The organism is Lentzea sp. NPDC051838 (genome assembly GCF_040681245.1).
In the GTDB taxonomy this organism is placed as follows: domain Bacteria; phylum Actinomycetota; class Actinomycetes; order Mycobacteriales; family Pseudonocardiaceae; genus Lentzea.
Genome location: NZ_JBFAYI010000014.1, coordinates 86,285 through 105,136, shown reverse-complemented (window position 1 = coordinate 105,136; position 18,852 = coordinate 86,285). Strand labels below are relative to the sequence as shown.

21 protein-coding genes are annotated in these 18,852 nt (G+C 69.4%); 8 read left to right on the top strand and 13 right to left on the bottom strand.

Annotation, left to right across the window (positions count from 1 at the left end; translation table 11 throughout):
- Nucleotides 1-15: 15 nt before the first annotated feature.
- Nucleotides 16-978 carry a DJ-1/PfpI family protein gene (locus AB0M24_RS27455; RefSeq protein WP_363773756.1) on the top strand — a complete coding sequence of 321 codons (963 nt, stop codon included), beginning with the start codon at nt 16-18 and terminating at the stop codon, nt 976-978.
- Complete coding sequence (locus AB0M24_RS27450; RefSeq protein ID WP_363773753.1) at nt 978-1,598, top strand: DJ-1/PfpI family protein; 621 nt, start codon at nt 978-980, stop codon at nt 1,596-1,598. The genes AB0M24_RS27455 and AB0M24_RS27450 overlap by 1 nt, the downstream gene beginning before the upstream one ends.
- Here the strand turns inward: AB0M24_RS27450 and AB0M24_RS27445 are convergent.
- Both AB0M24_RS27445 and AB0M24_RS27440 read right to left on the bottom strand, forming a co-directional pair.
- Nucleotides 1,584-2,228, bottom strand: coding sequence for a response regulator transcription factor (locus AB0M24_RS27445; protein WP_363773750.1), 645 nt, complete (start codon nt 2,226-2,228; stop codon nt 1,584-1,586). The genes AB0M24_RS27450 and AB0M24_RS27445 overlap by 15 nt on opposite strands.
- A complete protein-coding gene (locus AB0M24_RS27440) occupies nt 2,225-3,274 on the bottom strand; it encodes a histidine kinase (protein ID WP_363773747.1) in 1,050 nt (349 codons plus the stop codon). The genes AB0M24_RS27445 and AB0M24_RS27440 overlap by 4 nt, the downstream gene beginning before the upstream one ends.
- A gap of 99 nt (nt 3,275-3,373) precedes the next feature.
- Between AB0M24_RS27440 and AB0M24_RS27435 the strand changes: the two genes are divergently transcribed.
- Both AB0M24_RS27435 and AB0M24_RS27430 read left to right on the top strand, forming a co-directional pair.
- Nucleotides 3,374-4,234 (top strand): ABC transporter ATP-binding protein, encoded by an 861-nt coding sequence (locus tag AB0M24_RS27435; RefSeq protein ID WP_363773744.1) that lies wholly within the window; start codon nt 3,374-3,376, stop codon nt 4,232-4,234.
- The gene (locus AB0M24_RS27430; RefSeq protein ID WP_363773741.1) at nt 4,234-5,049 is read left to right on the top strand and encodes a hypothetical protein; all 816 of its coding nucleotides are present in this window, start codon (nt 4,234-4,236) and stop codon (nt 5,047-5,049) included. The genes AB0M24_RS27435 and AB0M24_RS27430 overlap by 1 nt, the downstream gene beginning before the upstream one ends.
- Nucleotides 5,050-5,414: 365 nt before the next feature.
- Here the strand turns inward: AB0M24_RS27430 and AB0M24_RS27425 are convergent, their stop codons facing one another.
- From AB0M24_RS27425 to AB0M24_RS27410, 4 genes are read right to left on the bottom strand one after another with little or no spacing between them, the layout of a single operon-like run.
- The gene (locus tag AB0M24_RS27425; protein ID WP_363773738.1) at nt 5,415-6,461 is read right to left on the bottom strand and encodes a molybdopterin-dependent oxidoreductase; all 1,047 of its coding nucleotides are present in this window, start codon (nt 6,459-6,461) and stop codon (nt 5,415-5,417) included.
- A complete protein-coding gene (locus tag AB0M24_RS27420; protein WP_363773735.1) occupies nt 6,458-7,120 on the bottom strand; it encodes a class I SAM-dependent methyltransferase in 663 nt (220 codons plus the stop codon). Before AB0M24_RS27420 ends, AB0M24_RS27425 begins: the two co-directional genes overlap by 4 nt.
- The gene (locus AB0M24_RS27415; RefSeq protein ID WP_363773732.1) at nt 7,117-7,752 is read right to left on the bottom strand and encodes a DUF2064 domain-containing protein; all 636 of its coding nucleotides are present in this window, start codon (nt 7,750-7,752) and stop codon (nt 7,117-7,119) included. The genes AB0M24_RS27420 and AB0M24_RS27415 overlap by 4 nt, the downstream gene beginning before the upstream one ends.
- Nucleotides 7,749-8,387, bottom strand: a complete 639-nt coding sequence (locus AB0M24_RS27410) for a glycosyltransferase family 2 protein (protein WP_363773729.1) — start codon at nt 8,385-8,387, stop codon at nt 7,749-7,751. The genes AB0M24_RS27415 and AB0M24_RS27410 overlap by 4 nt, the downstream gene beginning before the upstream one ends.
- A 121-nt stretch (nt 8,388-8,508) precedes the next feature.
- On the opposite strand from AB0M24_RS27410, the gene AB0M24_RS27405 reads away from it, so the two are divergent.
- A complete protein-coding gene (locus tag AB0M24_RS27405) occupies nt 8,509-9,702 on the top strand; it encodes a hypothetical protein (protein WP_363773726.1) in 1,194 nt (397 codons plus the stop codon).
- Here the strand turns inward: AB0M24_RS27405 and AB0M24_RS27400 are convergent.
- The 5 genes from AB0M24_RS27400 to AB0M24_RS27380 form a co-directional block, all read right to left on the bottom strand.
- Entirely contained in the window at nt 9,689-10,729 is a 1,041-nt protein-coding gene (locus AB0M24_RS27400; protein WP_363773723.1) for an NAD-dependent epimerase/dehydratase family protein, read from the bottom strand. The genes AB0M24_RS27405 and AB0M24_RS27400 overlap by 14 nt on opposite strands.
- Nucleotides 10,730-10,798: 69 nt before the next feature.
- Nucleotides 10,799-11,449 (bottom strand): hypothetical protein, encoded by a 651-nt coding sequence (locus tag AB0M24_RS27395; protein WP_363773720.1) that lies wholly within the window; start codon nt 11,447-11,449, stop codon nt 10,799-10,801.
- An 18-nt stretch (nt 11,450-11,467) separates the two neighbouring features.
- Nucleotides 11,468-12,784 carry a HAMP domain-containing sensor histidine kinase gene (locus tag AB0M24_RS27390; protein WP_363773717.1) on the bottom strand — a complete coding sequence of 439 codons (1,317 nt, stop codon included), beginning with the start codon at nt 12,782-12,784 and terminating at the stop codon, nt 11,468-11,470.
- Nucleotides 12,781-13,452 carry a response regulator transcription factor gene (locus AB0M24_RS27385; protein ID WP_363773715.1) on the bottom strand — a complete coding sequence of 224 codons (672 nt, stop codon included), beginning with the start codon at nt 13,450-13,452 and terminating at the stop codon, nt 12,781-12,783. The genes AB0M24_RS27390 and AB0M24_RS27385 overlap by 4 nt, the downstream gene beginning before the upstream one ends.
- Nucleotides 13,453-13,534: 82 nt before the next feature.
- On the bottom strand, nt 13,535-14,701 hold the full coding sequence (locus AB0M24_RS27380; RefSeq protein WP_363773712.1) for a beta-1,3-glucanase family protein: 1,167 nt from the start codon (nt 14,699-14,701) through the stop codon (nt 13,535-13,537).
- 100 nt (nt 14,702-14,801) lie between these two features.
- Between AB0M24_RS27380 and AB0M24_RS27375 the strand changes: the two genes are divergently transcribed.
- Nucleotides 14,802-15,773 (top strand): alcohol dehydrogenase catalytic domain-containing protein, encoded by a 972-nt coding sequence (locus tag AB0M24_RS27375; protein ID WP_363773709.1) that lies wholly within the window; start codon nt 14,802-14,804, stop codon nt 15,771-15,773.
- Here the strand turns inward: AB0M24_RS27375 and AB0M24_RS27370 are convergent.
- Both AB0M24_RS27370 and AB0M24_RS27365 read right to left on the bottom strand, forming a co-directional pair.
- A complete protein-coding gene (locus tag AB0M24_RS27370) occupies nt 15,691-16,782 on the bottom strand; it encodes a YbfB/YjiJ family MFS transporter (protein WP_363773706.1) in 1,092 nt (363 codons plus the stop codon). The genes AB0M24_RS27375 and AB0M24_RS27370 overlap by 83 nt on opposite strands.
- Nucleotides 16,779-17,069, bottom strand: a complete 291-nt coding sequence (locus tag AB0M24_RS27365) for a muconolactone Delta-isomerase family protein (protein WP_363773703.1) — start codon at nt 17,067-17,069, stop codon at nt 16,779-16,781. The genes AB0M24_RS27370 and AB0M24_RS27365 overlap by 4 nt, the downstream gene beginning before the upstream one ends.
- Nucleotides 17,070-17,145: 76 nt before the next feature.
- Here AB0M24_RS27365 and AB0M24_RS27360 point away from each other — a divergent pair, with 76 nt between their 5' ends.
- The gene (locus AB0M24_RS27360) at nt 17,146-18,078 is read left to right on the top strand and encodes a LysR family transcriptional regulator (RefSeq protein WP_363773700.1); all 933 of its coding nucleotides are present in this window, start codon (nt 17,146-17,148) and stop codon (nt 18,076-18,078) included.
- A 71-nt stretch (nt 18,079-18,149) separates the two neighbouring features.
- The gene (locus AB0M24_RS27355) at nt 18,150-18,851 is read left to right on the top strand and encodes an SDR family oxidoreductase (RefSeq protein WP_363773697.1); all 702 of its coding nucleotides are present in this window, start codon (nt 18,150-18,152) and stop codon (nt 18,849-18,851) included.
- Nucleotide 18,852 lies beyond the last annotated feature (1 nt).

Below are 18,852 nucleotides of genomic sequence, written 5' to 3'. Positions count from 1 at the left end.
GAGGAAAGTGGAGGTGTGGGGAATCTGAGGGAAATAGTCGTGGTCGGTTACGACCGCACGGCGCTGCTGGATCTGGCGGGACCGATCGAGGTGTTCCAGGCAGCGAACTACGGGGGCGACCGGTACCGGGTCACGGTGGCCACGCTCGGGGGCGGGCCCTTCACCGCGACGGCCGGGGTGCGGATCGAGGCAGGAGCGGACCTGCGCACGCTCGACCACGAGATCGACACGCTGCTGGTCGTCGGCGGCTGGGGGTACGACGAGGCCGCGGCGGACGCGGTGCTCACCACGAACCTGCGCCGCCTTGCTTTGAAGTCCCGGCGGGTCGCGGGCGTCTGCACCGGGGCCGTGGTGCTGGCCGGGGCGGGGTTGCTGGAGGGGCGGCGGGCGACGACGCACTGGGCGTTCACCGGCGAGCTGGAGAACCGCGGTGTCTCCGTCGAACCGGACGCGATCTTCGTGTGCGACGGGCAGGTGTCCACGTCCGCGGGTGTGACCGCGGGCATCGACCTGGCCCTGGCCATGGTCGAGCAGGACCACGGACCGGGGCTCGCCCGCAAGATCGCGCAGTACCTGGTCGTCTTCCTGCAGCGTTCGGGCGGCCAGTCGCAGTTCAGCGTGCACACCAGGTCGAAGCCGGTGTCGGACACCTCGTTGCGGGCGTTGCTGGACGACATCCACGCCGACCCGACCCGCGAGTGGACCGTCCCGGTGATGGCCCGCAAGGCGATGATGAGCGTGCGGCACTTCGCCCGCGTCTTCTCGCGCAACGTGGGCGTCTCGCCCGCTGTCTACGTCGAACGAGCCCGCGTCGAAGCCGCCGCGGACCGGCTGACGTCGACCGGCGACTCGCTCGACCTCGTAGCCCGTCAGTCGGGATTCGGCTCGGCCGAAACCCTGCGGCGGGCCTTCCTGCGCGTGCTCGGCGTGTCGCCGGGCAGCTACCGCGCCCGTTTCCGGACCACTGGGGTTGCCTGATGGATGCGACGTTCGTGCTCTACCCGAACATGACCGCTCTCGACTTCGTAGGCCCGTACGAGGTGCTCGGCTCCGTGCCGGTCGTCTCCGCGCGGTTCGTGGCGGCGACTTTGGACCCGGTCCGCTCGGACAACGGGCTCGTCGTGACGCCGACCGACACGTTCGCCTCGCTGAAGTCGACCGACATCGTCGTCGTGCCCGGCTCAGGCCACTGGCGGGAGCTGCTCAAGGACTCCGGCGGCGTCGTCGAGTGGTTGCAGGAGATCCACCCGACGACGAAGTGGACGACGTCGGTGTGCACGGGGTCGACGCTGCTGGCCGAGGCCGGGCTGGTCTCGCGGGCCACCACGCACTGGGCCGCGCGTTCGGACCTTTCGGATCGCGGTGTGGAGGTGTCCGAGGACAGGGTCGTGTTCGACGGCAAGGTCGTGACCGGCGCGGGCGTGTCCGCGGGCATCGACATGGCGTTGCGGCTGGTCGAGGCCGAGTTCGGGGAGATGGTGGCGCAGGCGGTGCAGGTCGGCATCGAGTACGACCCGCAGCCGCCGCGCGCCTACGACTCGATTCCCGCGTCGGTCGCGGAGGGCCTCAAGGCCGCGTTCGAGTCACGTCAGGCCTGACTGGACGGCGAACACGACGAGCTGGGCGCGATCTCGCGCGCCCAGCTTCACCATCGCCCGTGACACGTGCGTGCGCACCGTCGCGGGCGAGATCACCAGCACCGCCGCGATCTCGTCGTTCGACGCGCCGGACGCGACGTGCCGCATGATCTCCCGCTCGCGCTCGGTCAGCTTGTCCAGGTGCGGCACGGGCCTGGCCGAGGCGCCGGACGCGAACCGGTCGATCACGCGGCGGGTGACGGAGGGCGACAACAAGGAGCCGCCGTCGGCGACCACGTGGACGGCGCGCAGCAGGTCGGTCGGGTCGGAGTCCTTCACCAGGAAGCCGGACGCGCCGGTGCGCAGTGCCTCGAAGACGTACTCGTCGAGGTCGAACGTCGTGAGCATGACGATCCGGACGTCGGCGCACGAAGGATCGGCCGAGACTCGGCGCAACACCTCCAGGCCGTCCATCAAAGGCATGCGGATGTCGAGGAAGACGACGTCGGGGCGTATCGACTGGATCAGCGACAGGGCTTCGCGGCCGTCGGCGGCCTCGCCCGCGAACTGGACGCCGTCCTCGGTCTCGATCAGGGTCCGCAGTCCCATCCGGACGAGCGGCTGGTCGTCGGCCACCACCACGCGAATCATGAGGGCAACGGTATCCGGGCGGTCACCTGGAAACCGTGCGATGTGGAGACTTCGAGCGTGCCGCCCAGAGCCGAAGCCCGTGAGCGCATGCCGGTGATGCCGTGGCCTTCGACAAAAACACTCGGCGTGCCGGTGTCGGCGACTTCCACTACGAGAGACCCGCGCACGCTGTAGACGCGGACCGAGGCGGTGACGCCGGGGGAGGAGTGGCGCAGCACGTTGGTCAGCGACTCCTGCACGATCCGGTAGGCGGCCAGCTGGTAGTTGTCGGGCAGGGGAACGTCATCGACTTCGACGCTCACGACCAGGCCCGCCTCGCGCATCCGCGAAGCCAGGGCCGGGATGTCCGCCAGGGAAATCGTGGGGCGCAACGGGGCTGAGCCGCGCAGAGTGTCCAGTTCGGACCGGAGGCCGTCCAGGGCCTCGCGAGACGTGTCGCGGATCGCCTCCAGCGAGGCGCGGGCCTTCGCGGGATCCTTGTCCAGCACGTACAACGCGACGCCCGCCTGCATGGCGATCACTGAGAGGCCGTGGCCGACGACGTCGTGGACTTCCTGGGCCAGCCGCAACCGTTCGGACACCACGGCGTGCTCGCGAGCGTCCACTGCGGACCGCCGGCGCAGCTTCATCAGCACGCCGAAAGCCGCGGGCAGCAGGATCCAGCCCGCGGACCAGGTGATCCACGACGTCACAGAGTCGTTCCACCACGGCAGGATCGCCAGCGCGTAGAGCAGGGCGCAGCCGGCGGCCAGTTCGAGGGACGAGTACGTGGCCACCGCGTACATCGCCGCGACGCCGCTGATCAGGATCGGCCCGAACGGGTAGCCCAGGGCCAGGTACACGGCGATGGACAGGACGGTCACGCCGAACGTCCACAGCGGACGGACCGAGCGGAACAGCAGGCCCGCCGCCGCCACCGCGATGAGCAGGTAGGCGAGGACGTCGAGCGTGACAGCGCCCTGCAGGCGGGCGGCGAACCGCGTGCCCACCAGGCCGAAGAACAACAGCGCCACGGTCAGCGCGATGTCCTGCCATTTGATCCGCATGCCGCTGACGATACGACCGGGGGCGTACGCAGATGTGCGTATCTTCATGACGCTCCGGAGCGGACGACCCGCGGCCTCGCCGAGCCCAATCTAGTACCCATGATCGTGACGACGGAGAAGCTGACGAAGCGCTACGGCGACCGCGCCGTGGTGGACGAGGTCAGTCTGTCCGTGCGGCGGGGCGAGGTCTACGGGTTCCTCGGTCCGAACGGCGCGGGCAAGACGACCACGATCCGCATGCTGCTGGGGCTCGTGAAGCCGACCAGCGGGACCGCGACGGTGCTCGGTGAGGCGCCGGGCACCCCGAAGGCGTTGCTGAAGGTCGGGTCGCTGATCGAGGGACCCGGTTTCTACCCGTACCTGTCCGGGCGCGACAACCTGCGCGTGCACGCCCACCGGCGTGGCGTCACCAAGACGCACGTCGAGGCCGCGCTGGAGCAGGTCGACCTGGTCAGCGCCGCCAACGAGAAGTTCCGCCGGTACTCGCTCGGCATGAAGCAACGGCTCGGCGTCGCGGCGGCGCTGCTCGGCCGGCCCGAGCTGTTGATCCTGGACGAGCCGACCAACGGGCTCGACCCGGCGGGCATGGCGGACATGCGCGACCTGGTGCGGGCACTCGCCGCGCAGGGGCAGACGGTGCTGCTGTCGAGCCACCTGCTCGGTGAGGTCGAGGAGATCTGCGACCGGGTCGGCGTGATCTCGCAGGGCAAGTTGGTCGCGGAGAGCACGGTCGAGCAGCTGCGCGGCGACACCGTGCTGCTGATCAAAGCGGACCCGATCGAGAAGGCGCACGTGCTGATCGAGGGCAGCGAACTGCGCGGCGACGTGCTGCACGTCCGGGAAACAGACCCCGGCGCGCTGATCAGGACGCTCGTCCACGCCGACGTGGACGTGCGGGAGGTCCGGCCGCTGCGCCGGACCTTGGAAGAGGTGTTCTTCGAGATGACGGGAGTCGCGTGATGGGCAGCGTCAAGGCGGAGCTGCTTCGCCTGTGGAAGTGGCCGGCGACGTGGGTGCTGATCGGCGTGTGGCTGGTGATGACGCTGACGTTCGGCTACGTGTTCAACTACCTGGCGCTCAACGGCGGCACCAACACGCGGGGCGCGTCCCAGCAGCAGCTGATCAGCGCGATGCAGCCGGAGAACGTGGGCGCGGCCGTCGTGCGCGGCCTGCCGATGTTCGGCGGCGCGATCATCCTGGTGCTGGCGGCGCTGGCGGTCGGTTCCGGCTACGGCTGGGGCACCTGGAAGACCACGCTGACCGCCGGTCCGCGCCGGGTGTCCGCGATGGCGGGCACGCTGGGCGCGTTGGCGATCATCGTGGTGATCCTGGTGGCGCTGACGTTCGTGGTGAACCTCGGTGCGTCGATCACGGTGGCGTCGCTGGAGGGCTGGGACTGGAGCCTGCCTGGCTTCGAGGTGTGGAAGCCGCTGGTCGCGTCACTGCTGATCGCCGCGATGTGGACGGGGTTCGGCGTGTTCCTCGGCGTGATCACCAAGGGGCCCGCGCTGGCCGTCGGCCTCGGGCTGATGTGGGCGATCGTCACCGAGAACCTGTTGCGCGGCGTCGGTTCCCTGCTCGGGCCGATCGAGGACCTGACCAAGGTCCTGCCCGGCGGTTCCGCGGGCAACCTCGCCGGTGCTGTCGGCGGATCCGGTGCGCCCGGCGTGCTGAACGACCTGAGCGGCACCACGGCCGCCCTGTTCCTCGTCGGCTACGTGGTGGTCTTCGTGGGCGCGGCGACGCTTCTGAAGGCGCGCCGCGACCTCGTATAGGGCCACGGCGGCCCAGACCACGGCCAGCGCGACCGCGACTCCGGTGGGGTAGTCGCGGTCGTGCAGGCCTGGGTTGGTGCCGCCGCTGTGTTCGCGCCACAGCAACGGAACCGCGAGCAGCCCGAGGACTCCGGTGACGACCAGCCCGATGCCGATCGACGCGCGTTTGACGACGAACCCGGACATGCCGACGAGCGGGGCGATCAGGAAGTCGTGCAGCACTACGCCACCGCCGAGCCAGAGCAGCAGGTTGATCGTGATCTGGGGGAGGAGCAGCCACGCGCCCCACGCACCCAGACCCACGCCTGCGGCGCCGAGCACGATCCTCGCCACGCCGCTTCCGGTGACGCCCCGAGTCTGATTCCTCACGCCAGCACCTCCAGCGACGTGACCCACTTGGTCTGCAACACACCCGGCCGGTTCGGAGCGATCAGCCGGCACGGATAGCCGTGGTCCGGGCTGAGCTCCTCGCCGTCGAGCCGGAGCGCCAGCAACGTCAGCGGGTCCTGCGCGAACGCCTCCGGCAGCGTGGTCTCGCGGTACAGCCCCTCCTGCTCCAGCGACTTCACCCTGATGTCGCCCTTCTCGACCAGGTCGACGACGCGAACGCCGGTCCAGGTCGCGTTCTGGCTCCAGCCCTCGACGCACGCGATCGGCAGTTCGACGGTGGTCTGCGGCATGGCATTCAGGTCGGCGAGCGAGTAGCTCTTCGCACCCACCTTCAATCGCCAGTCTTGTGGCACAACGATGTTCGCGGCTTTCGCCGTCCGGTTCACCGGCAGCGCACCGGGTGACCTCCAGGCCAGAACCGAGATCTCCCGCAGCCACGGCACGGTGGCACCTGCCGTCGCGACGACCGCGACACCTGTCGTCAGGGCGGTCGTACGGAGGAAAGCCCTGCGGGACAACAGGGTTTTCTCGGTCGACGCCGGTTCGAGCGTGCGCCGGATGACCGGGATCTTCACCGCGATGTGCACGAGCAGCGCGCCGATCGCGATCCACGCCACCGCGTAGTGGGCGGTCGGGAAGTAGAACGACCACGGGTAGTTCTGCGCCGCGTTGAAGAGCCCGGTCGCCAGCTCGAAGAACGACGCCCCGATGAGCACGAAGATCGAGCCGCGTTCCAGCGCGTGCGGCACGTTGCGGACCAGCGGCCGTTCGAACAGCTTCGGGTAGACGCTCCACAACTTGGCCAGCAGCAACGGGATCGACGCGACCCCGGAGATCACGTGCACCCCCTGCGTGACCCGGTACAGGTCGACGGGCCGGGTCGGCCACGGCCAGTCGTGCTGCACACCGTGGCTGAGCAGCCCGGTGATGAAGCACAGCCCGAACGTGATGCCGAGCCACGTCCCGACGCGGCTGGTCACGCCGGTGTGGTGCGCGGGTGCCCTGAAAGTCGGCAGTTTCACAGTTTCTCCCAGCACGCGAAGAAGCGTCCGGCGCGTTCTTCTTGCCACAGCAGGAAGAACCCGTCGGCGGGAACGGACTCGGCGTCGCTCCAGGCCCACGGGAACCACGGGCCGAGCGTGCCTTCCGTGCGCACCCGTGCCTGGCCGATCGCGAGCCCGGAGCCGGGTTGCTCGACCTCGACGACGACGGTGCCGCTGGGCTTTAGCAAAGCCCTGGTGCGCCTCAGTAGCGCGGCCGGGTCGCCGCCGATGCCGATGTTGCCGTCGGCGAGCAGCACGTGTTGCCAGTGACCTTCGCCGGGCAGCAGGTCGAACACGTCGCGCCGGATCGCGATGCCGCCGCGCTCGGTGGTGCGGCGGATCGCTTCCGGGGACACGTCGACGCCGAGCGCCTGGACGCCACGGGCCAGGAGGGCGGCCACGAGACGGCCTGGGCCGCAGCCGATGTCGAGGGTGGGGCCGGTACAGGCGTCGAGCAGAACGTCATCGGCGCCGCCGGCAGCAGCGTGCCACCGGGAGACGCTGAGCTCACGCGGACTGGTGCCGCGCTCGCGCGGGGTGGTGGCTGGGCGTCGCGGGCCGGTGGTGAGGTCGCGCGGGCTGAGGACGGCGAGATCGAGCCAGCTGGGATGGCCCTGCAGAGCCTGGTCGAACATCATCGGGCCACCGCCGCTATCTCGGCCAGGGTTGCGGCGAACCGGCTCTGCGGCACCTGAGCCGCGACCGCGCGGGCGTCGACCATCGTGTCCACATCAGACAGAATCGGGAGCTGGCGGATCTTCAACCCGCGCAACGCCTCCATCGTTCGCAGGCCGGTGTCCGCCTGCGACATCGGGACGCCACTCAGCACGTCCGCGCGCTGCGGATCCCGCAAGCCCAGCGCCCACCAGCCGCCGTCCAACGCGAAGCCGAGCGCCGCCTCCTCGAACTCCGCGCACGACTCCAGCAGCGACGGCGTCACCTGTGGCGTGTCCATCCCGATCTGCAGGACCGGCATCCCGAACCGTGCGACATCCGCGTGCGCGTTGACCAGCCGTTCGGCGAACGTCCAGCCCCGCTGCGGAATCACCACGCACTCGGCGAGCGCGTCCCGCACGTCCTCTCGCCGCACGATCCCCGCCAGCGCCACCACGGGCACCGCGCCAGGGGTCTCGAGCGCTGCCGAGATCGTGTCGAGCAACGAAGCCGCGGCCACGTCGGCGGCCTCCTCAGCCGTCAGCGGCGGGCACAGCCGGGTCTTCACCTGGCCCGGCACCGGCGACTTGGCCATGATCAGCAGACAGAACCTCACCGCAGCACCCCCGCCATGTCCCGCGCCGCCCGCAGCGTGCCGCGCACCGAACCAGAGACCTTGGAACGCGTTCCCGCCGCGCGTGGGCCGTACGAGACGTCGACCTCGCGCACCCGCCATCCCGCGGCCCCGGCGCGCACCAGCAGTTCCAGCGGGTAGCCGAACGCGCGGTCCTGCACGTCCAACGCCAGCAACGCTTCCCGGCGGCACACCCGCAGCGGCGCGATGTCGTGCACGTTCAGCCCCCGTCGGCGGAGCAACCCCGAGATCACGGCGTTGCCCGCCCGCGCGTGCCACGGCCACACACCGGCGGACACCGGCACCCGCCGGCCGACCACCAGATCGGCATCGGAGAGCAACTCCGCCATCGCGGGCAGCTCGGCCAGGTCCAGCGAGCCGTCCGCGTCGGCGAACGCCACGACGTCAGAAGTGGCAGCGAGCAGGCCCGTGTGCACGGCGGCGCCATAACCGCGCTTCTGCTCGTGCACGACCAAGGCGCCCAGAGACGCCGCCACGGAAGGAGAGCCGTCGACCGAGCCGTTGTCCACGACGATCGCGCGGTGGCCGGGAGGCAGGGAGGCGAGCACCGCCGGTAGTGCGGCGGCCTCGTCCAGGCAGGGCAACACGACATCCATGTGTCCACCCTGGACCATCGGAAAGTGTTGTGGTGCTTACGGAATTGTGACGCACGAAAGAGTTCTTACGATTGTCTTGCGTGGTCTGCGAGGCCGGCCGACTGGGCCTAAGTTGGGCGCGGTGCGTCTAGTCATCGCGGGCCTGCTCGTCGCTGCCGCCGTCATCGTCGGCCTTGTGGTCAACACCTACCACCCCGGCCTGACCTATGTGTCCGCCCCGCCGTTCTTCGGCGAGTGGCAGCCCCACATCGGGCCCGGCACGCCCGCGGCGATCCTCATCGCGTTCCTCGTCGTCGCCAAGGGGCCCGAGCTGGCGCGGCACCGGTTCGCGTTGCCGATCGCCTACGTGACGGCGGTGGCCTGGACGTTCGCGCTCGCGATGATCGACGGCTGGAACCTGTTCGTCGGCCGGCTCGCCACCATGGACGAGTACCTGCACCACGTTCCGGAGATCACCGACATCCCGGCCACGTTGAACAGCTTCACCACCCGCATTCTCGACTTCCAGCCCGACTCGTGGACCACGCACGTCTCCGCGCATCCGCCGGGCGCGCTGCTCACGTTCGTCTGGCTCGACCGCATCGGACTCGGGGGCGGGACGATCGCGTCGATCTTCTGCGTGCTCGTCGGAGCGCTCGTCGTCGTGGCGGTTCCCAAAGCGATCGACAACTACGCGGTGCTGCCGTTCCTGGTGCTGTTCCCCGGCGCGGTGTGGGTGGGGGCGTCCGCGGACGGCATGTTCATGGGCGTCGCGGCGGTCGGGCTCTACCTGCTCACCAGGTGGCCGGTGCTGGGCGGGATCGTGCTGGGCTGGTGCCTGTTCCTGTCGTACGGCCTGATCCTGCTCGCCCCGCTCGCGCTCGCGGCTGTGTGGCAGAAAGGCGACCTCGGTGCCACCGGCCGGAGGGTCGTGCTGGCGCTGGGAGGCGCGCTCGCGGTCGTGGGGGCCTTCGCACTGTTCGGCTTCTGGTGGTACGACGGCTACGAGCTCGTCAAAGAGCGCTACTACCAGGGTTACGGCATCGTCCGGCCGTACTGGTACTTCGTGTGGGCGAACCTGGCGGCTCTCGCGGTCGTCATCGGCCCGGCCGGAATCAAGGGGTTGCGCAAGGACAAGTGGGTCATCGCGGCGGGCGTCGCCGTCCTGGCCGCGGACCTGTCCGGGTTGAGCAAGGCCGAGACCGAACGCATCTGGCTGCCGTTCGCGATCTGGCTCCTGGTCGGAACCTCGAAACTGGAAAACCAGAAGAGGTGGCTCACCGCCCAGGCCGTCACAGCCCTGGCGGTGAACCACCTCGTGCTCACGAACTGGTGACCGGCTCCCGCTGCTCGGCGAACGCGAACTCCCGCACGCCCTCGGCGAACCCGACCTGAGCCTCGAAACCCAGCACTTCCAACGCTTTCGCGGGCGAGGCGACGACGTGCCGCACATCGCCGGGCCGCGCCCCGCCGACGATCGACGGCGTGGGCCCGTCGCACGCGTCGGCCAGCGCGAACGCCAGCTCGCCGATCGTGTGCGGAGAGCCGGAACAGACGTTCACGGCCTCGAACCCGGGACGCGGCGACGACAACGCGAGCACGTTCGCCCGCGCCACATCGGTGACGTGCACGAAGTCCCGCCGCTGCCGCCCGTCTTCCATCACGCGCGGCGACTCGCCGTTCTGCAACGCCGACCGGAAGATCGACGCCACGCCGGCGTACGGGGTGTCGCGCGGCATCCGCGGCCCGTAGACGTTGTGGTACCGCAACGCCCACACGCTCCCGCCGGTCTGCCGCGCCCACGCCGACGCCAGGTGCTCCTGCGCCAGCTTCGTCGCCGCGTAGGTGCTGCGCGGGTCGAGCGGCGCGTCCTCGGGCACCAGTTCGGGCACGAGGAAGTCGCCGCAGAAGCAGCGCGGCTCGTACAGGCCGTTCTTGAGATCGTCGGCGTTGCGCTCGGCCCGCACCACGCCGTGCGACAGGCAGCGGTAGCGCCCCTCGCCGTACACGACCATCGACGACGCCAGCACCAGCCGCGACACCCCGGCCCGGTACATCTCGGCCAGCACCACCGCCGTGCCGAGGTCGTTGTGCCGCGCGTACGACGGCGCGTCGAAGGGATCGACGCCGTGCCCGACCATCGCCGCCTGGTGGCACACCGCGTCCACTGTGGACAGCAATGGCCGCAGCACGTCGGGAGAGGTCACGTCGCCAATGACAAGTTCGTGGTCCAGCTCCGGGAGGGAACCGTGCGCCTCGGGCAGCAGCGCGTCGAGCAGCACGCAGTCGTGGCCTTGGGCGGCCAGCTCGTCCGCGACGTGCGACCCGATGAACCCGGCCCCGCCGGTGATCAGTACTCGCATGCGTCGACCGTAGGACCGCTGGGCGTGCCGGGCGCTCCGAGAGGCGATGACGTCAGAACTCCGTAATGGCTAGTGGTCGGCGAGCCATCTGCCGTGCAGTTCGTGCAGCACGCGAAGGGCCTCGTCCGGTTCGATGACTCCGGCGCCCTCGTAGTCGAGGGTGTAGGACTTCCAGCCGAAGCCGTCCACCTCGACCTGGAAGCAGCACTCGTCACCGCGGCACTTGATCTCGTACTCCTCGCCCGTCGGCACATGGCCTTCCAGCACCACCGGCGGACCGTCGATCCTCAGCCAGGTCTCCCGCCAGCCCTGCGCGTTGAGCGCCGCGACGACGCGCTCCCACCCGCCACTGCGCCGCAGATCCGCTGCTGTCGCACGCGGCATGATGTAGTTCAGGCGGAACGGCGGACCGGACAACGCCTCGACGATCTCCCGGCCCACAGCGGTGTGCCGCACGTAGATCGAGGACGGCTCCGGCCCGATGGCCTCCCGCATCGACGCTTTCTCCTCGTCGGTCAGGAAGTCGGGAATCTCCCGGTCGTTCGCGGACACGCTGACCGTCGCGCCGGACGCGTCCGGTCCGCGGAACCGCCCGTGCTCGTTCTCGACGAGCCGGATCCCGAGCCGTTCCTCGACCAGCCGCACGGCCGTGGCGAGGTCGGCGTCCACCTTGATCGACACGGTCTGCGTGGACCAGTCGTCCTCGAAGTCGTCCCCCATGAACCCAATCTAGTGCGTTCAGACCGCCGGCAACTCGACGACGAACCGCGCGCCACGCGGGAAGCGATCCTCCACCCACACGCGGCCGCGGTGGCGGTGCACGTGCTCGCGAACCAGCGCGAGCCCGAGGCCGCTGCCCGTGTCGTCGCCGCGGCTGCCGGGCCTGCCGCGCGCGAACCGTTCGAAGATCTGCTCCCGCAACGCTTCCGGCACACCAGGCCCGTCGTCCTCCACCTCGATGCGCGCCACGGAACCGTACTGGCGCACCGACACGAAGATCGCGCCGTCCGCGTGGCGTTCGGCGTTCTCCATCAGGTTCGCGAGCACGCGGTCGAGCCGGCGGCGGTCGCCCTGCACCGTCACCGGCGACGCCGAGACGGGGACCGCGCGCCACCGGGAAGCGATCACGTGACGCACCAACGCACTCAGGTCGAGCTCCTCGGTCTCGTAGTCGTCGGTCTGGTCGGCGCGCGAGATCTCCAGCAGGTCCACGACCATCCGGGCGAACCGATCCACCTCGGAGGTGAGCAGTTCCAACGCGGTTCCGGCGGTGCCTGGAAGGTGTTCGCGACGGCGCCGCAGCACCGCGCCCGCGTTGACCATCGTCGTCAGCGGCGACCGCAGCTCGTGCGACACGTCGGAGGCGAACCTGGCGTCCCGCAAAGCCCTCTGCTCCAGGGCCTGAGCCGTCGAGTTGAACTTCGCCGCCAAAGCAGCGAGATCCGGGTCGTCCTGGTCGGGCAGCCGGGCGCGGAGGTCGCCGCCCGCGATTCGTCCGGCGGCGGAGTTCAGTTCCGCCAACGGTTTCAACGCGCGCTTCGACGCCCACGAGCCCAGCGCCGCGCCGAGCAGCGCGGAGCCGATCGTGCCCGCGATCAGAACAGCGCTGAGGAACCCGAACGTCCGATCCAGCTGCTGCAACGGGAACAGCTCCACGTACACGGAACCGCCGGCCACCGGCCGCGTCACGGCGATCACGGACAGGCCCGCGACCGTCAGCCGCGCCTTGCCCGGCGGGTGCTCCACCAGATCGGCCGGCAGCTCGGACGGCTCGACCTTGCGGCCCGCCGTCACCAGCCGGTCGGGGCTGAGCACCAGGATCGACGAGTCCGGGCCGGTGGTGAGCCCGGTCAGCAGCTCGTCGAGTCCTGGCGAGGACAGCGACTTCTCGATCAGCCGCACGTTGACCTCCGCCTGCCGCGCCGCGCTGGCTTCCCGTTGCCGCATCATGTAGCCGGAGGCGAGGTTCCAGGTCGCGAACGCCAGCACGCTCGTGACAACCAGCAGGCCGAAGCCGAACGAGAGGGTGACGCGGCAGCGCAGGGAGAGCTTCACGACCGGATCCGATACCCGGTGCCGCGCACGGTGAGCACCAGGGCGGGATCGTCCGGGTTCGCCTCGATCTTGCGGCGGAGCCTTCTTATGTGCACGTCGAGCAGTCGGGTGTCACCAAAGTAGTCATATCCCCAAACCTTTTGCAGCAACTGTTCCCTGGTGACGATTCGTCCGCCCGCACCAGCGAGTTCCAGCAGCAGCCGGAATTCGGTGCGAGTGAGATGAACGCGTTCGCCCGCTCGGTGCACGAGTCCTTCCTGCGGACGGATTTCCAGATCGCCGATCCGGACTGCTTCCCTGCCGGGTCCGCGTCTGCGCAACAAGGCGCGTATCCGTGCCGCGAGAACGCTCGCCATCAACGGTTTCGTGACGTAGTCGTCCGCGCCGGCCTCCAGCCCGGCGATCACGTCACGGGCGTCCGTCCTGGCTGTCACGACGATGATCGGCAGGTCACCGCGGGACCTGAGCGTGCGCACGACCTCCAGGCCGTCGACGCCGGGCAGCGTCAGGTCGAGCAGCACCACGTCGAACGACTCGGACTCCAGACGCCGCAACGCCTCTTCACCCGACTCCGCCTCGTCAACGGTGAATTCCTCGTCGGACAAGGCGAGACTGAGCGCCTGACGGATTCGCTCGTCGTCCTCGACCAACAGGACCTGTACGCACACAACGACTCCACTGTGTGAGAGCCGCGGCGACGGCGTCTCACACAGTGGAGTGAAAGTCGATCAAAAGCAAGAACACTTCGGTTCAGAATGCGGTCAGGGTGACTTTTGCCGAACGCGGGTTCGGTTCGTGGACAAGTGACTCGAAGGCGCCGACGTCATCGAACGCGAACCCGTACGCCTTCCCGTCGACCATGTTGGCGTGCACGATCTTCGAGTAGTGGTTGGTGGTCGGGCGGGTGTAGAACTGGCTCGCGTCGTAGGTCGGCGCGGTGTGGATGAAGCCGAGCGTCGAGCGGTTCAGCGCCGCGCAGAGCGACCGCGAGATCGCGCCGACGTCGTTGTTCGGTGCCGCGAGCCGGCCGTCGCAGTTGAGGACGTCCCGCGTCGGCGGCTGCTGGAACGACGCGACCTGCTGGCCCGCCGTGTTGGTGAAGTTCAGGACCCCGCCGCTGGTGCGTCCGGTGAACTTGCGGTTCGGCTCGTTCTGGAACGGCACCACGGTCAGCGGCGTGTTCTGGTACGTCGCCCACGTGTTGCTGACGTAGCTCGCGAAGTACGAGCTCGAGAACAGGCCCGCGTCGAGACCCTTGCTGGGGTTGAGGACGCGCAGCCGCGTGCCGTCACCGCGCGTGTAGACCAGCCGAGCCCAGTCGCCGCCGAGCTGCTGGTGCTGGTCGAAGACGCGGTTGCGACCGTTCGCGACGAGCTGGCCGGTCTTCTTGGTGGCACCGGCCTGCGACGTCGCCTCGACCGCGTGCGGCACCGAGAACATGTCGACCTGCGAGCTGTTCAACCACAACCCGCCGCCGTTGTAGGTGAACTCGCTCCAGTCGAACAGGATGTCGCGGTTGGGGTCGCCGCCCGCCCAAGGCGCCGGCTGCACCAGGCCGTTGGGCACGAGACTGAACTTCAGCTTGTCCCGGAAGGACATGTAGAGCCGGCCGCCGGCGAGGTTGATCGGGATCTGCAGGGTCCTGCTACCGCCGTTGGCAGGACCGGGGATCGAGACGTCCGGAGCGGGCACCGGGGGGATGGCGCCGCCGGACCAGGCTGTGAACTGGCCGTTCGCGTTCACGTAGCCGAGCCTGCCTCCCATCTCGCCGGTGATGTACAGGAACACGGCGTCGCCGCGGCCCGAGCTGTTCGTGACGGTGAGCGGGAGCAGGTTGGGTGGAGCTGCTTGCACTGGTGCGGACATCGTTGTCAGCCCAAGTAGGGCCGATGTCGCGAGCAGCAGGAGCTTGCGCATCGACTATCTCCTCACTGAGACAGGGCACTCACCGGGTTCAGGGCGGTGAGAGCGCTCTCATACTCAGCGTGAAGGTGTTGATGTGTCAAGAATGGTCTTCATGCGCGCACTGACGGTTGATCTTGCACGAGCCGGCTCTTTGTCGATCTCCGAACTGCCCGATCCGGTGCCGGGACCGGACGAGCTGCTGGTGGAGGGCGTGGCGATCGGGATCTGCGGGACCGACCGCGAGATCGTGCGCGGCGAGTTCGGTGTCGGCGGAACTCTCGTGATCGGACACGAGTCGCTGGGGCGCGTGGTCAGCGGTCCGGGGTTCACGCCGGGCTCACTCGTGGCGGGCGTGGTCAGGAGACCCGACCCGGTGCCGTGCGTGGCGTGTGCGCGCGGGGAGTTCGACATGTGCCGGAACGGGCAGTACACCGAGCGCGGGATCACCGGGCTCGACGGCTACGGCTCGACGTTGTGGACGATTCCCGCCGAGTACGCCGTGGGTGTCAGCTCGTCGACAGGTGTGCTCCTGGAGCCGTTGTCGGTGGTGGTGAAGGCGTGGGAGCGGCTGGATCGGCTCGCGTTGTTCCCGTTTTCCAGTGTTCTCGTGACGGGTGCGGGGCCGATCGGCCTGTTGGCGGCGTTGGTCGGGGTGCAGCGCGGGCTCGACGTGCACGTCTTCGACCTGGCCACCGACGGCCCGAAGCCCGCTTTGGTGGAGTCTTTGGGTGCGACCTACCACCGTTCGTTGCCTGATCATCAGGTCGTGATCGAGGCGACGGGCGCGCCTTCGCTGGTGGCGCGGCTGCTCGGGCGGGAGCTGGTGTGCCTGACCGGGGTACCGTCCACAGAGGTCGTTCCGGTGGATCTGGGGCAGGCGAACCGGGATCTGGTGCTGCGCAACGGAATCGTGTTCGGCACCGTCAACTCGAACGTCCGGCACTACCAGGAGGCCGCCGCCGTGCTGGACAGGGCGGACGACTCCTGGGTGTCGTCGCTGATCACTCGACGAGTTCCGCTGGAGTCCTTCGCGGAGGCGTTCGAGTCACGGCCGGGAGACGTGAAAGTGGTGCTAGAGCTGTGAGAACGATCGCCGCGGCCAGCAGCAGCGCGTCGTGGTAGCCGTGGTGGAGCACGGGAGTCGCGACGAGCGGGCCGATGATCTGGCCCGCCGAGTAGCCGGTGGTGAGAATCGCGGCTGAGCGCGGGAAGCCAAGGCCCGCGCCGGTCTTGAGCGTGATTCCCGCGATGGTGAGGAACGTGGCTCCGAACAGCGTCACCGCGATCAGAGCGGCGACCGTTCCGCCGACGAGAGCGGGTAGAGCGATGCCCACGGCCTGCACGGCGAAGACGGCCGGCAGGAGGTAGCGGCCGCCGAGCTTCACCAGAGCGGGGGAGAGGGCGGCGGAAGCGCCCACGAGGACCCAGGAGAGGGTGCCGAGAGGGCCGCTGATGGCGGCGACGAGGAAGGTGCCCGCGATGATGTAGCCGACGCCTTCGAGGGTGTAGGCGGCGAGGAGGGCCGCGAACTCGCGACGGTTGGGGCGGGTCGACCACGGCCGCGTGTGGATCTCTTCGTTCCCGCCGGGCGGAAGCTGGGGCGCCGGACCCTTCGGCTGCATCCGCCAGGCCACTGCCGTCAGCAAGGCCGACACCCCCGCCGCGACCCACCAGGCGAACCCCCACTCCGCCCGCACCAGCACGATCACACCCGACAGCGCGATCCCCAGCCCTACTCCGCTCAGCCCCCACCCCGGCCCGGCGTTCACCGCGGCGACGAACACCACCGCACTCGCCACCCCGGCCACCAACCGCAACACGAACCACGCGGCGAAGCTGTGCGTCAGCGGCATCCCGGCGAGCGTCACCACGAGCAGCACTAGCGCCCATCGGTTCGTGGCGCGTGAAGGTGCCCGGACGATCGTGGCGAGCGCGCCCACGAAGTACCCCAGGTAGTTGGCGGTGGCCAGGCTCGCCGCTCCCGTCGCGCTCAGCCCTGCCTGAGCGGTCATCAGCGGCAGGATCGGGGTGTAGACGAACCGTCCGATGCCCATGGCGGCCGCGAGTGCCGCACCGGCCTGGCGAGCGCTCACGAGCGGCCGGGGTCGTTCGGGTGCGGCTGCACGGCGGTGACCTCGAACGTCATGTACGGGCTCAGCGGCAGTGTCCCGAGGACGTTCGTGTGGAGGTCGGACTCGTCCTCGGCCGCCCACACGCCGATGCTGCGCATCTCGCCGATCGGGCGCCACAGCCGGACCAGGTTGCCGGAAGCAGTGAATTCCTTGGCTCGCACGGCTTCCAAAGCACGCAGCGAGTCCACTTCGGACTGCGCCATGGTCGACGGGAACGTGGTGGTGATCTCGACGATGAACTCTCTCATGGACCCATCGTGCGTCCGCGCGCGTGGGGAGCGCCACGACCGGCTTTCTCCTGCGTGAGAGGCTCAGCCTCCTAGGATGCGGGGTGTGGAACTGCGTCAGCTCCGGTACTTCCTCGCGGTCGCCGAGGAGCTTCACTTCGGCCGGGCCGCCGCACGCCTGCTGATCGCGGGGCCGTCGCTGTCGCAGCAGATCAAGGCCCTCGAACGCGACCTCGGCGTGCCGTTGTTCGCGCGTGATCGCCGGACGGTGGCGCTGACCTCTGCCGGAGCGGCGCTGGTGCCCGAGGTGCGGGCGTTGCTGGAACGGGCCGACGAGCTGCAACGGCACGCGCGGCAGCTGTCCGGGTCGCAGCCGGTGCGGATCGGGTACGTGAACTGGCTTCCGCCGGATCTGACCGCGCGCACGGCCGGTGTCGCGCAGCTCTACGTCGACGCGTGGGTGGTGCCGTCGCACGCGCAGGCCGCACGGGTCGCGGACGGCAGCCTCGACCTCGCGGTGTGCTGGATTCGTCAGAAGGACGTCGAGCAGCTCGGGCTCACCGCGCAGCTGCTCGGCGCCGACCGGCTCTACGCGGTGTCGACGGGCACCGACACGAGTCCGGTGCACGCCAAGGACATCGCGGTGCTGGTCGACGACGACGTCACGTCGTGGCAGTCGTGGAACGAGTACGCGGAGGAGTTCGCGCACGACACCGGTGCCGCCGTCCGGCGCATCCACAACGGTGCCATCACCGGGCCGGCGTTCTTCGACCACGTGCGGGTGTGCACCACACCGGTGCTGAACTCGCCCAAGGGACAGACCACCCCGTTGCCGCCGGACCTGGTGCAGCGGCCGGTGATCGACCCCGAGGTGCTGTGGACGTGGTCGCTGGTCCGGCGCGCCGACGAGGTCCGGACGGGTGTGCTGGCGGCAGCGGAGGCCATCACGCGGCCCGTGGGCGACCTCGGGCTGCATCGAGAGGGCGTCTGGCTGCCCGCGGACGACCCCTGGCGTGCCGTGGAAGGCTGAGCCTCCCACGTCGGAGAAAACGCGTCGCAATTCCGGGAAATCAACCCGGAGCGCGTGCCGTTGTGGCGAGCATGGAAAACACGAACAAAGTTGCTGTCATCACGGGAGCGTCGCAGGGAATCGGTGGTGCGCTCGTTCCGGCCTATCGCAAGCTCGGCTATTCGGTCGTAGCGGTGTCGCGGTCCATCGAATCCTCGGACGACCCCGAGGTGCTGGCGATTCGCGCCGACTTGTCGAAGCCCGGTGAAGGCGCACGGGTCGTCGAGGAAGCGCTTGCGCGGTTCGGTCGCGTCGACACGCTCGTCAACAACGCCGGGATCTTCGTCGCCAAGCCGTTCACCGAGTACACCGACGAGGACTTCGCGAACGTCGTCGGCACGAACCTGGTCGGCTTCTTCGACATCACCCGCAGCGCGGTCGCCGCCATGACCGGCGGGCACGTGGTCAACGTGTCGACGACGCTGGTCGACCACGCGCTGTCCGCCGTGCCGTCCGCACTCGCGTCGCTGACCAAGGGCGGTCTGAACGCCGTCACCAAGTCGCTCGCCATCGAGTACGCGGCCCAGGACATCCGCTTCAACACGGTGGCGCTGGGCATCATCCGCACGCCGATGCACGCCCCCGAGACCCACGACGCGCTCGCCGACCTGCACCCCGTCGGCCGCATCGGCGAGATCTCCGACGTCGTCGACGCGATCACCTTCCTGGAACAGGCCGGCTTCGTCACGGGCGAGATCCTGCACGTCGACGGCGGCCAGAGCGCGGGGCACTGAT

Coding starts and splice junctions, on each gene's coding strand:
- AB0M24_RS27450 (WP_363773753.1), top strand. CDS start 978: ATGGATGCGACGTTCGTGCTCTACCCGAACATGACCGCTCTCGACTTC.
- AB0M24_RS27445 (WP_363773750.1), bottom strand. CDS start 2,228: ATGATTCGCGTGGTGGTGGCCGACGACCAGCCGCTCGTCCGGATGGGA.
- AB0M24_RS27440 (WP_363773747.1), bottom strand. CDS start 3,274: ATGCGGATCAAATGGCAGGACATCGCGCTGACCGTGGCGCTGTTGTTC.
- AB0M24_RS27435 (WP_363773744.1), top strand. CDS start 3,374: ATGATCGTGACGACGGAGAAGCTGACGAAGCGCTACGGCGACCGCGCC.
- AB0M24_RS27430 (WP_363773741.1), top strand. CDS start 4,234: ATGGGCAGCGTCAAGGCGGAGCTGCTTCGCCTGTGGAAGTGGCCGGCG.
- AB0M24_RS27420 (WP_363773735.1), bottom strand. CDS start 7,120: ATGATGTTCGACCAGGCTCTGCAGGGCCATCCCAGCTGGCTCGATCTC.
- AB0M24_RS27410 (WP_363773729.1), bottom strand. CDS start 8,387: ATGGATGTCGTGTTGCCCTGCCTGGACGAGGCCGCCGCACTACCGGCG.
- AB0M24_RS27400 (WP_363773723.1), bottom strand. CDS start 10,729: ATGCGAGTACTGATCACCGGCGGGGCCGGGTTCATCGGGTCGCACGTC.
- AB0M24_RS27395 (WP_363773720.1), bottom strand. CDS start 11,449: ATGGGGGACGACTTCGAGGACGACTGGTCCACGCAGACCGTGTCGATC.
- AB0M24_RS27380 (WP_363773712.1), bottom strand. CDS start 14,701: ATGCGCAAGCTCCTGCTGCTCGCGACATCGGCCCTACTTGGGCTGACA.
- AB0M24_RS27375 (WP_363773709.1), top strand. CDS start 14,802: ATGCGCGCACTGACGGTTGATCTTGCACGAGCCGGCTCTTTGTCGATC.
- AB0M24_RS27365 (WP_363773703.1), bottom strand. CDS start 17,069: ATGAGAGAGTTCATCGTCGAGATCACCACCACGTTCCCGTCGACCATG.
- AB0M24_RS27360 (WP_363773700.1), top strand. CDS start 17,146: ATGCGGGGTGTGGAACTGCGTCAGCTCCGGTACTTCCTCGCGGTCGCC.
- AB0M24_RS27355 (WP_363773697.1), top strand. CDS start 18,150: ATGGAAAACACGAACAAAGTTGCTGTCATCACGGGAGCGTCGCAGGGA.